Below are 11273 nucleotides of genomic sequence, written 5' to 3'. Positions count from 1 at the left end.
GATGTACGCGGTACGACACAGGTGCAAAATTCATTAATCGTACTTCTCAAATCGTACTTTTCAAAATTGTATTTCGAATATAAAAAACAAGGGGAAATGGGGCCCTGTGGAACTGCCCATCTCCCCATTCGGGTACTGCAGTTGTGAGAATTACGCGGCTTGGATCTTCTTGCCGGCTTCGACTGTCTTGGGACCGATGCCTACCTTGATCTGCTTCGGCTTGGCTTCGGCGCGCTTGGCAAGCTGGATCTTCAAGATGCCGTTTTCATAGGTGGCGTTTACGTTCTCGGTATCCACCGTGTTGGGCAACGTGAAGGAACGCGCAAAAGCACCATAGCGGCGCTCAATGCGATGGAAGTTCTCTTCTTTTTCTTCTTTCTCGAAGTTACGCTCGCCCCGAACAGTCAAGGTGTTGTTTTCCAACTTGATGTCCAGATTCTTTTCCTCAATCCCGGGGACTTCCAGCTTCAGGGTGATGCTGTGCTCATCCTCATAGACATCAACCGGGGGCACGAAGGTGCCACTGGTCAACAATTCATCACTGCCTCGGCCATAGTCCTGGAAAATTCGGTTGATCTGGTTCTGAAAATTCGCTAAATCACGGAAAGGTTCAAAACGGGTCAGATATGCCATTTTAGTTTCCTCCTAAAATTTTGGGGTTCAAAGCTTAGGTTTAATAACCTACTAAGGCTTTAGACTCATACTTAGTCTAAAAGAATCATAAAATCTTAGTGTGTTATTGTCAATATAGACTTTAGCTTTACTTTCAATAATTTACATGAAAATAAGCGAGGCAATTCTTACGTTTTACGGGTGTTTTGCCCAACAATGGCCCCACCTCTACCGTGATTCCAAAGAGTGAGGAAGCGTTGTCTTGCCGGTTGTGGAAAAAAAGAATTATCGTACGGTGCAGATCAGGCACTTCAGGTAATGGGTTTCGGGGATTCCCAGCACGATGGGATGGTCTTTTGATTGGGTGCGCATTTCGAGAAGGCAAAGGGTGCGGCCGGCATCAACCGCGGCGGCAGTCAGCATCTGACGAAAATCCTGTTCACTGACATGGTAGGAGCATGAACAGGTGACCAGGACTCCACCCGGGCGCAACATTTTCACCGCGCGCAGGTTGAGCTCTTTGTATCCCCGCAGCGCGGTTTCGAGATTGCGTTTGCTCTTGGCAAAGGCGGGTGGATCGAGAACAATCGTGTCATATTGCTTTCCAGAAGCGGAATAGTCTTTGAGAAGATCGAAGGCATTGGCTTCAATCCACTCGATCTCGGGTTGACCCTGGATGTGATTGAGTTTTTCGTTTTCCTCGGCTATTTCGAGCGCTGGGCGTGAGGTATCGAGCGCAGTCACTTCAGTACAAGCGCGGGCGAGATGCAGGGCGAAGCCACCCTGGTAGCAGAAGGCGTCAAGCGCTTTGCCGTGGGCATATTTTTCTGCGGCAGCGTAGTTTTCGCATTGGTCAAGGAAGGCGCCGGTTTTTTGTCCGCTGAGCGCGTCGTAATGAAAGTGGACACCGTTCAGTGTATATTGCGTCGAAGTTTTTTCGCCATGAAGCAAATGGTTTTCGGCCGGCGGTAACTGCTCGAGTTCGCGGATGTGCGGCTCGACTCTTTCCACAATATGCGCCACACCGCTGGAGGCGAGCTGGGTCTGCAGTTCCGCAACCATGGCCTGCTTGATCTCGGGGCGGTCCATGGCCTGGGTCTGGCTGTGCAGAGACAAGATATCGTTATAACGATCCACGATGATTCCGGGCAGACCATCAGCCTCGCTGAAGATGAGGCGGGCAGCGTTTGTGTCTTTTGCCTGAGGCAGCCATTGGCGGTACGCCAGCGCAGTGCGCACCCGCTGACGCAGCAATTCCAGTAATTGCTGCTGGGTTTGCAAACGCTCCCCCGTCAGTTTGCGTAAAGCGATTTGGGAAGAGCTGCTGTAGAGTGCGGTGCCCAGAAATTTGCCGCGTTCGTCTTCTATATGTACCAGGGCGCCGGGTTGAGTGGCGTCTTCAGAGATGATTTCAGAGCGATAGACCCACACGTGTCCCTCCCGCAGGCGGGACGCGGCTCTGCGCGAAATTATAACTTTGGCGTGGGCGGCGATAGGCTTCAGTGGTTTGCTTGTGGCTCTTGTGGCGTTTTCGGTTCGCTGGGCGCCGCTTGTTGCTCCTGTGACTCTTGAGCTCCCGGTGCTTGCTGCGCTTGTTGCCGATCCTGTGATTTTAGCAGCGCTGTCAATTCATCGCGGACTTTTGACGCTCGCGGGTCCGTCGGGGCTTCATCCAGGAATTGTTTATACTCGGCGGCAGCGGGGCTGGGCATATTTTTAGAGAGGTAAGCATGCGCTGCGATCAGATGGACTATGGCATAGTGTTCATGCGGCATGGCATGCAGCTTTTTGGCGCCTTCGATCGCTCCATCAAAGTTATTGAGCAACAGGTCCACTTGCGCGGTCAGCAGCAGCCCTTCCGGATTCATCGGGTCGGCTGTGCTTGCCTTGCCAAGCAAATCATCGGCATGCTTATAATCGTTATCCATGACCGCCATGCGGGCCAGATTAAAGTAGGCCGGCACAAAGTGGTCATTGAGGGCAAGGGTTTTTTCAAAGTCCTGGCGTGCCTTTTGCTTGTCTCCAGACTTGAACTCCAGCACCCCCTCGCCGAAGAAAGCTCCGGCATACGAAGGATAAATCTTGATTGCCTTATCAAAATGCTTGTGGGCCTCTTCCAAATCATTTTTTTGCAGCGCTTCGTTTCCCTTCTGGAACTCCTTGGCCGCAGCTCCCGGAACATTAAGGTCGGCTACGGAAACCGTACCCCCAGGTCCAGTGGGCGCATTCGAATTCGATGGCAGGCGATGTACGTTGACATATTCCATGTGGGTCATTTCACGGCCATCCACGGAGAAATACGACGACGTGGTTTCAGCAACATTGGCGCCTGTAATCCTCACCCGGTAATTGCCGGAGGTGACCTGGAATGTGGCGTCTCCGCGATCATCGGTGAAGGTCTGTCCTGTGGTCCCACCGTTGTTGTTGAGCAGGTCTACCTGCAGCATTCTTTCCGCAGGATGGTCATCTTCATAAGCGACGTGGATTTGTAGCTCACAAACGCTTGAACGGGCGCTGGGAAAATTGGAGCCACCGCGTTGCGGTAGTGCGCTCAAAGGTATCAGGCAGGCAAGAGAAATAACACTTAAACAACGGAACATATGCACTCCCTTCACCCGTGCAACCGCCGAACAGTTACGGACTGGCAGGGGCCTGGTCGGCTTCGATGGCGGCCTCTTCCCCTGGCTTGTCTGTCGGTTCAGACTTGGCCTTCCGCTTGCGAACTGGCTTGACCGGCGGAGGAGGAGGTTCGTGGGATGGATCGTAGAACAAGAAGCGGCTGCACGAATCACAAGTGATGATTTGGGCGTTGCTGCGGATTTCGTCGTATTTCTGCGGGCGCAGCATGACATTGCAACCCGAACATTTCTGGCCTATTGCTTCTGCCAGGGCCGTCTTGCGTACCGGCAAGATGCGGTCGTAGTGCTCCAGCACCTGCGCTGTAACCCCACTCCGCAGCTCCTGCCGTTTGGTCTGCCACTCCGCCAGTGCCTTTTCGTCCTGTTCGGTGCGGGCACGGGCTTCTATTTTTTCTTTTTCAATGAGGGCGCTTTGGGTCTTGAGCTCGGCTTCAGCCGACTTGAGATTCTTATCGTGAGATTCGGCCTCGACCATCGCAACCAGGATTTTTTCTTCATGGTCACGAATCTGTTTCTCGGCAAACTCGACTTCGTGCAGCAGCGCCTTATATTGCTCGTTGGTTTTTACATCCAGCGACTGCTCACGATACTTGGAGATTTTTTGCTGCAGCGACTGGATTTCTGATTCGAACCCGCGCTTGGCTGCATCGTTCTGCTTGATTTTGTTTTTTTCCTGCTCGATCTGGGCTTTGACGCTGACCAACTTGGTTTCAATTTCAGCCACCCGGCGCGGCAGGGTGGCTATTTCGTCATTGAGGCGCTGGATCTCACGATCAACGTCCTGCAGCGACTTCAGTCTTTCCAGCTCAGGATGCATAGAGTCCACGCATAGGAAGGTCTCTCTTATTCTAGCACCTTAGAGCAGCCGCGCTGCATTATTGCGAGTATCTCAGTTTGAATCGCGGCTATTTGCCCGGCGGCGAAATCTCGATCAGATTTGATCCAAGAGGTGATTCAGCCGTCGCTTCACATCTGGCCACTCCGCCGCCACGATCGAATAACGCACCGAGTCGCGAGCGATGTAGTCAGCAGCCATTCGATGGGCCCGGAGAATCCCTTCGAACTTCCCGCCGATGCGTTCCAGCGCAGCGCGGGAACGCTGGTTACGCGCGTCGGTGTGAAAGCAGACACGCAGCACCTGCCACGTTTCAAAGGCATAGGTCAGCATGAGCAGCTTGGCCTCGGTGTTGACCGCACTCCGGATTGCCGAGCGGGTCAGCCACGTGTAGCCGATCTCACAGGCGTCGGGCGTGCTGCGGCCATGCGACGGGTGGCCCGGCGGCCATGACCATCGCTCCAGGTTCCAGAAGCGTGTAGACCCGATAACGACCCCGTCATCCGCGCGGACAATCGCGAACGGCACCGCGCTGCCGGCGTCCTGCCAGGCCAGGGCGGTGTTGATGTAGCTGGTAGCCTCGACCTTGCCCTGCGGGACGGGACTCCACTGGTAGAGGGAGGGATCATCTGCCGAGGCCGAGGCTAAGCCCGCGACGTGGCGGTGGTCCAGCGGTTCGAGACGAATGTGCCTGCCTGACAGCGCAATACTTTCTGTTCCCACAGCTTTCATCATGCAATGAGTCTAGCCCAGCGTCGCACATTTTGCCGCAGCCCTCTTAGTCTCCTTACTGAACCGGAAATGTCAGTACCGCAAAGAGTCAGCGACAGCACAAAGGGACAGTTTTGCATTTTTGATGCGCGAAGAGCTATCAGGTTTCAGTCCGCCGATCCATTTCAGAAACGGCGTGATCGCAGATGGCAATGAGTGCTGGCCATCGTCAACCAGTGCGAACCGCTGAATCTGGTCTTCACGCTGAACTTCAGCATCTAGACTTTGCCCACCGGTCCTCAGTGCCCAGGCATTGGGCAGGGAATGCAGGTCTTCAAAACTTTTCTCACCAATAATGGAACGCAGCTCGTTCATTTGTGGTTCAGACAACGTACCTTCGTAAACCTCATTTCGTCCGCTCCCGGCGGGGCCATTGATCCTCTCCAGATGAAAGCGTCCGTCTTTGTAAACTTCAATGCATGTGTTTTTCATGTTCTCAGGCGCAAATCGCATCCATCTGGCACGAACCATGTAAGAGGCGTCGCTGTCTTTTTTGTCTTTCGCAGAGGGGCTACCCTGACTTTTCGCTAGACTGCAAGCAGCCATCAGAACAATCAATAAAAGAGCGCGGGGTTGGACAACAGGACGCATGAGTTTGTGCCTCATCTGTGAAGACATCACGTATCGGGCAAGTTTATCGTGGTGCAATCCCAGAAGCTACCCAATCTCGTGACATATTAAAGAGCTACTCAGCCGTGCCGAAAAGCGAGCGCTTGGCGTAAAATGGCCGTCCTATGCTGAAAGCGTTTGGTTTCTACTCTCTTCTTACATTGATGTTGATCTCTTCCGCGGTTGCGCAGAAGCCTTCCACTCAAAAACTGGTGTTGCCCTACTCGCCCAGCCTGGATGTTAAATCCATGGACAAGTCGGCCGACCCTTGCGTGGATTTTTATCAGTACTCCTGCGGTGGGTGGAAAAAGAATAATCCCATTCCGCCTGACCAGGTATCGTGGAGCGTTTACGGCAAGCTCTATCAGGACAACCTGAACTTTCTGCGCGGTATTCTGGAGCAGGCGTCATCGAGTTCAACGACGGGCAAAGCGCCGGCCGGTGCTGCTAACCAGAAGATCGGCAATTTCTATGCCGCCTGCGTGGATGAAGCCGCCGTCGAGAAGCGCGGACTGGCTCCGCTGCAGCCCGACCTCGATGCCATTGCCCGGGTAAAGTCCGCGCACGATCTGGCCCCGCTCGTGGCAAAGCTGCAGATGACCCTCGGCGGAGGCATTCTGTTTAACAGTGGATCACGCCAAGACCCCGACGACTCCGACCAGCAAATCGCCGCTCTCAACCAGGGCGGACTCGGCCTGCCCGACCGTGACTATTACATTAAAGACGACGCCAAGTCGAAAGAGACGCGCGAGCGTTACCTGCAACACGTGCAGAAGATCTTCGAGCTGCTGGGCGATAGCCCCGAGGCGGCCGGCAAGAACGCCCAAACCGTCATGCAGATCGAGACTTCGCTCGCCCGCGCTTCCATGACGCGGGTTGAGCGCCGCGATCCTTATAAGCAGAAGAACAAAATCAAGCTCGCCGATCTCGAGCAGCTCACGCCCAACTTCGACTGGAAGTCTTACATCCGCGAGTTGAAGCTGCCGGCGTTTGAAATTATCAACGTCGTGCCTCCGGCATTCTTCAAAGAGGTCAACGCCCGGCTCGCCGCCGAGCCCCTGGAGAACTGGAAGACCTACCTGCGCTTCCATCTCGCCAACGGATACGCTCCTTATCTCCCCTCGGCCTTCGTGCAAGAGAACTTCGAGTTCTACTCCAAATATCTGCGCGGGGCGAAGGAGCTGCAGCCGCGCTGGCGGCGCTGCGTGCAGTTCACCGACCGCGATCTCGGCGAAGCCCTTGGCCAGGCCTATGTCGCCCAGGTTTTTTCACCGGAGCTGAAGAAAAGCACGCAGGATATGGTGAAGCTCATCGAAGACGCCATGGAGCAGCGCATCCAGTCGCTCGACTGGATGAGCGCCGAAACCAAGCAGCAGGCCCTGGCCAAGCTGCACAGCATCCGCAACAAAGTCGGATATCCCGACAAGTGGCGCGACTACAGCTCGGTCGCGATCACGCGCAATGATTTTCTCGGCGACGTCGAGCGCGCCCTGGCCTTCGAAAACCGGCGCGACTACAACAAGATCGGCCAGCCCGTGGACCGCACCGAGTGGGGTATGACCCCGCCCACCGTCAACGCCTACTACAGCTCGCAAATGAACGATATCAATTTCCCCGCGGGCGTGCTGCAGCCTCCGCTCTACGACGCCAAAATTGACGACGCTCCCAATTACGGAAACACCGGGGGAACGATTGGCCACGAGCTGACCCACGGCTTCGACGACGAAGGAAGCAAGTTCGACGCCAAGGGCAACCTGAAAGACTGGTGGAGCAAAGATGATCGCCAGAAATTCGACGAGCGCACCAAGTGCGTCTCTGACCAGTATGCGCAATACGTGGTGGTTGATGATATCCACATCAACAGCAAGCTGACGCTGGGTGAAGACGTGGCCGACCTAGGCGGGGAAATTTTGGGCTACATCGCCTGGAAGGCCGCCACCAAAGGCAAGGACTTAGCGCCGGTAGAAGACCTCACTCCTGACCAGCGCTTCTTCGTGGGTTTCGCACAGTGGGCGTGTGCCAATGAGCGTCCGGAGAATTTGCGGGTGAACGCTTTGACCGACCCGCACTCGCCGCCCGAGTACCGCATCAACGGCGTGGTAGTCAACATGCCGGAGTTCTCGCAAGCGTTCTCGTGTAAAAAGGATCAGCCCATGGTGAAACCGCCAGATAAAGTTTGTAAGGTCTGGTAGATAAGAAGCTGTAAGGTCTAGTACGGCAAAATCTGATCCGCGAAAATCAGCGAAATCCGCGGTTTGCCTTAGTCCTTCGTGTTTAACCTTAGTGTCCTTTGTGGTTAACCTTTACGCGTCTTCCTCGAACTCTGGCTTGGGACCGAAAATGATACTGCCATCGGGCCGCCTTTGGAAGACTTTCTCTTCCTTGGCCTTGCTGGCGTGGGCCGCATTTCGCTGCTTGAAAACATACAGGCTGTTGGCCAGATAGCAGATCGTAGTGGCCACATACGGATCAATCTCCCCCCGCTGCACCTTGTGGATGGTCTCTTCCATCAGCTCTTCAAGCTGCGCCACCTCCTTCAGGGGCTTCACCGGCCCATCAGCCGGCAACACAATCTCCGCCCGCGCCCGCCGCCCCGCCGCTCCCCCCTGCCGCCGCGCGGCCGAGCGCTTCTGCTGCTGCTCCGGGTCATGAAAAAAACAATAAGCCTTGTCCTTCTGCGGCGTGGCCTTGCACTGGTCGCCGTTCTGAAACACATGCTGGCAGCGGCGCCCGCCGCCGAAAAGCTCCGTAATCTTCATCCTCAAGCACCCTCCTCGGCTGCCTGAGACTATGATGACCCAGATCGCGTGAAATGCACCGTCTTGATACCATAACGATACCGCCATATGATGGCACCATCCTGGCACCAAAAGCTTGACATTGTGAGGCTTCCTCGTTCGTGTGGCACAGCCGTCCCCGGCTGTGTCTTGCCGGTGTAAGGTTTTCGCCTGGTGTCCCTTAGTGTTTACGTTCGTGCCCGTAGCCTGCCCTGAGCGAAGCCGAAGGATGTTATCTCTTGCGAGAACGGCGGTAATACGACACACGAGCCCTGAAAGGGCGGCATTCGGTAGCCCAGAGCCTGTCCTGAGCGGAGTCGATGGAACGTAAGTCCTGGGTTGCCATAAAAATCTTTCCGCGCTGCCCTAGGCCAGCGCGCAGCAAAGCGGCGCTACAAGCTATAGCCAGATTGATTAGACTATCCAGGAGATCTTTAGTGCCAAAGTGGTATCAAAACCTTCCATTCCCCAACCTTGTGGATCATAATGGGGATCGAAAGTGTATCCGGCATTCAAGAATGCGCGGGATACAGCCGGCCCAGCGGCCTTTGTTTTTAGCCGCGGAGCCGCGATTGGTAATGCTCTTTGAAAATCCGTAGCGCCACCGGGCTTTAGCTGAGGGCTGAATGCTGAGCCTGCCCCCGGCTTGCCGTGGGTGCTGACTTCCGAATGCCAAGGCCCACGTTGCCAAAGCTAACAGAAAAGTAACTACCAACCCTAGTACACAAGCCTGAAGTCCCTTTCCACCTCTACTTACGTTTTCCCTAAGAAGCTGATTACGAAGGGCTTAAGGCTTGTACCCCCTACTGTACAAGGGTGGGGGCCCCCAGCCTACTTGACCCCGCACCGGAAATATTACCGTTTGAGTAACGGGCCGGCGTGGTCCTCTACCAAAACCCAGCTTTAAGCTGAATGCCGAATGCTGACTGCTCGCTACTCAATCGGAGTTGCCGGAAATTCCAGATCCATTCCCAACGGATCGGTGAAGCGGTTGGTCAGATTCACCAGGCCCACCAGAAGATCGAGTTCAACAATCTCGCCATCGTTGAAGTTCGGTTTGAGGACGGCGATGTCGCTGTCATTGATATCGTACGGCGTGCGCGTAAGTTTTTCGGCAAAGACCAGTGCGGCTTTTTCTTTTTCGGTAAAAGAAGACGGCGCTGGATTTTTGAGGGCTTTCCAATCGTCGGGTGTAAGGCCGGCTCGCTTCGACGAAGCGAGGTGGTGCTGCAGTCAATAGTGGCACTGGTTGATCATGGAAACGCGGATGTAGACCAGCTCGTACAGCCGGCGCTCCATGTGGCGGCCAACGCTGGAATAGAAGGCGAGAAAGTTCTTAAGTATGTCCGGGCGGTGGGCCAGGGCTTTTTGTATGCTACCCGGCTTGCCTTTCAGAACAGTGTCGTAAATTTCTTTTACTTCAGGTGGTGCCTGGTCGGGTTCGACGTAGCTGATGCGGGCCATGATGTCTCCAGTTCAGAATCAAAGATCAGGTGTCGCTATAATAAAACCTACGGCGCGCTTCACCTTGGTTTTCTCGAGTGTATCAGGAGCTTATTTCCTGACCAGGTTGAAGTGTTAACACAATGGGTGACACAAATGCGTGTTCTACTAACCATTGCCTTGTTGTGCCTGGCACAGCTATCCATCGCAGCGGCAAAGAAGCCGCGGAAAATCACAGAAAATGAATTGTGGAAAGAAATTGTAAAGACGAGCGGCTGCGAGTCGCTGGGAGCCTATATTCAGAATGTAATCTACTACGATTTTACCGGAGATGGCGAGGACGAAGCAGTTGTTGATGCCGGCACTTGCAATACCGGAACTGCCGGTCCTGATGTCCACTCAGTCTTCTCGCGAAACTCGAAGGGGCATCTGATTGAGCTAAAGATTGCTGAGATTGATCCAAAGAACTATGATGCGTTGTTTGGTAACCGAAACTTGAGATTGAGCGTCCAGCAAGGATTGCTGGTGGAAACCTTTTACGACGGGACCAGCCGGAAAAAGCCCCTGGTGGTTAAGTATAAGTGGAACGGCAAGAAGTTCCTTCCGGTATCGATTCAGAAGAGCCCGCGCTACAAAACGAGCTACGATTGCGACAAAGCGCAACAGGAAGTCGAACGGGCCACATGTTACGACCCCGCACTGGCAAAACTGGATGTGGAACTAAACAGGGTTTATCAATCGCTTCTCAAGAAATTATCACCTGCCGAAAAGGAAGACCTGCGAGCCGAGGAGCGAAAGTGGCTGGCGGACCGAGACAAGCGCTGCACGCTTTACAAAGACCCAACCGTGCCACAAGAGTGTTATGAGTCTAGAATCGATGAACTTGAAAAACGATTACCGCTCATGAAATAAAGCAATTTGGGGAAATGAAAAAACGCTCGTCATCTGTGTTGAAGATTCGTCCCGCTACCCGCAAAGATGCCTCTTTGATTGTGGAATTTATCCGCGCTCTGGCGGAATATGAGCGTGCACCAAAATCTGCCGTGGCCACCAGGCGGGATATCCTTCGCGACGGCTTCGGCCGCACTCCGAGGTTCCACGTAGTCATCGCTGAGTGGGAGCGCAAGCCGGTTGGCTTCGCTTTATGGTTTTATAACTACTCGACGTGGCTGGGGCGGCCGGGATTGTATCTGGAAGACCTCTTTGTGTATCCCGAATTTCGCGGCAAAGGAATTGGCAAAGCTTTGCTGGTCCACCTGGCAAAGCTCGCGGTAAAACAAAAATGCGGACGCTACCAGTGGCAAGTGCTCGACTGGAACACGCCTTCTATCAAGTTCTATGAATCGTTGGGGGCCGAGGTTATGAAGGAGTGGCTCGGCATGCGGGTGCAAGGTAAGGCCCTGAAAAAGCTGGCTAGCCTGTCGTGAAACGGTTCGCTCTCTCTGACCACAATCGAGGGTAGAATAGAGGCCGTTTTCGGAGCCCTGTTTTTCGGAGAGAAGACATGCCGAACCTATGCACTAAGTGCGGAGCGCCAGTCGTAGGCACGTTCTGTATGAAATGCGGCCAGCAAGTGCAGGCCCCCAA

The 11273-nt window shown here is 54.4% G+C and carries 10 protein-coding genes; 3 read left to right on the top strand and 7 right to left on the bottom strand.

Going from position 1 to position 11273, the window contains the following annotated elements; all coding sequences use genetic code 11:
• Positions 1-150 precede the first annotated feature (150 nt).
• The 6 genes from VK738_13340 to VK738_13315 form a co-directional block, all read right to left on the bottom strand.
• Entirely contained in the window at positions 151-633 is a 483-nt protein-coding gene (locus VK738_13340) for an Hsp20/alpha crystallin family protein (GenBank protein ID HTD23635.1), read from the bottom strand.
• Between the two features lie 264 nt (positions 634-897).
• A complete protein-coding gene (locus VK738_13335) occupies positions 898-2082 on the bottom strand; it encodes a class I SAM-dependent rRNA methyltransferase (protein ID HTD23634.1) in 1185 nt (394 codons plus the stop codon).
• Positions 2083-2111: 29 nt separating this feature from the next.
• Positions 2112-3212: a tetratricopeptide repeat protein gene (locus tag VK738_13330; GenBank protein HTD23633.1), complete on the bottom strand. Its 1101-nt coding sequence runs from the start codon at positions 3210-3212 to the stop codon at positions 2112-2114.
• Positions 3213-3246: 34 nt separating this feature from the next.
• On the bottom strand, positions 3247-4068 hold the full coding sequence (locus tag VK738_13325) for a C4-type zinc ribbon domain-containing protein (GenBank protein HTD23632.1): 822 nt from the start codon (positions 4066-4068) through the stop codon (positions 3247-3249).
• Between the two features lie 114 nt (positions 4069-4182).
• Positions 4183-4821 carry a GNAT family protein gene (locus tag VK738_13320; protein HTD23631.1) on the bottom strand — a complete coding sequence of 213 codons (639 nt, stop codon included), beginning with the start codon at positions 4819-4821 and terminating at the stop codon, positions 4183-4185.
• 69 nt (positions 4822-4890) lie between these two features.
• Positions 4891-5448, bottom strand: coding sequence for a hypothetical protein (locus tag VK738_13315; GenBank protein ID HTD23630.1), 558 nt, complete (start codon positions 5446-5448; stop codon positions 4891-4893).
• 143 nt (positions 5449-5591) lie between these two features.
• Between VK738_13315 and VK738_13310 the strand changes: the two genes are divergently transcribed.
• Positions 5592-7658 (top strand): M13 family metallopeptidase, encoded by a 2067-nt coding sequence (locus VK738_13310; protein HTD23629.1) that lies wholly within the window; start codon positions 5592-5594, stop codon positions 7656-7658.
• Positions 7659-7769: 111 nt separating this feature from the next.
• On the opposite strand, the gene VK738_13305 is transcribed toward VK738_13310, so the two are convergent.
• Positions 7770-8225 carry a hypothetical protein gene (locus tag VK738_13305; GenBank protein HTD23628.1) on the bottom strand — a complete coding sequence of 152 codons (456 nt, stop codon included), beginning with the start codon at positions 8223-8225 and terminating at the stop codon, positions 7770-7772.
• Between the two features lie 930 nt (positions 8226-9155).
• Between VK738_13305 and VK738_13300 the strand changes: the two genes are divergently transcribed.
• Positions 9156-10598, top strand: a complete 1443-nt coding sequence (locus VK738_13300) for a lysozyme inhibitor LprI family protein (protein ID HTD23627.1) — start codon at positions 9156-9158, stop codon at positions 10596-10598.
• A gap of 14 nt (positions 10599-10612) precedes the next feature.
• Complete coding sequence (locus VK738_13295; GenBank protein HTD23626.1) at positions 10613-11113, top strand: GNAT family N-acetyltransferase; 501 nt, start codon at positions 10613-10615, stop codon at positions 11111-11113.
• Positions 11114-11273: the final 160 nt, after the last annotated feature.

The organism is Terriglobales bacterium (assembly GCA_035487355.1).
GTDB lineage: Bacteria > Acidobacteriota > Terriglobia > Terriglobales > Acidobacteriaceae > QIAW01.
Note: the sequence above shows the minus strand (reverse complement) of the source record. Positions and strands in the feature narration are given on the sequence as shown.

Coding starts and splice junctions, on each gene's coding strand:
- VK738_13305 (HTD23628.1), bottom strand. CDS start 8,225: ATGAAGATTACGGAGCTTTTCGGCGGCGGGCGCCGCTGCCAGCATGTG.
- VK738_13295 (HTD23626.1), top strand. CDS start 10,613: ATGAAAAAACGCTCGTCATCTGTGTTGAAGATTCGTCCCGCTACCCGC.
- VK738_13330 (HTD23633.1), bottom strand. CDS start 3,212: ATGTTCCGTTGTTTAAGTGTTATTTCTCTTGCCTGCCTGATACCTTTG.
- VK738_13340 (HTD23635.1), bottom strand. CDS start 633: ATGGCATATCTGACCCGTTTTGAACCTTTCCGTGATTTAGCGAATTTT.
- VK738_13310 (HTD23629.1), top strand. CDS start 5,592: ATGCTGAAAGCGTTTGGTTTCTACTCTCTTCTTACATTGATGTTGATC.
- VK738_13325 (HTD23632.1), bottom strand. CDS start 4,068: ATGCATCCTGAGCTGGAAAGACTGAAGTCGCTGCAGGACGTTGATCGT.
- VK738_13315 (HTD23630.1), bottom strand. CDS start 5,448: ATGCGTCCTGTTGTCCAACCCCGCGCTCTTTTATTGATTGTTCTGATG.
- VK738_13320 (HTD23631.1), bottom strand. CDS start 4,821: ATGATGAAAGCTGTGGGAACAGAAAGTATTGCGCTGTCAGGCAGGCAC.
- VK738_13300 (HTD23627.1), top strand. CDS start 9,156: ATGCCGAATGCTGACTGCTCGCTACTCAATCGGAGTTGCCGGAAATTC.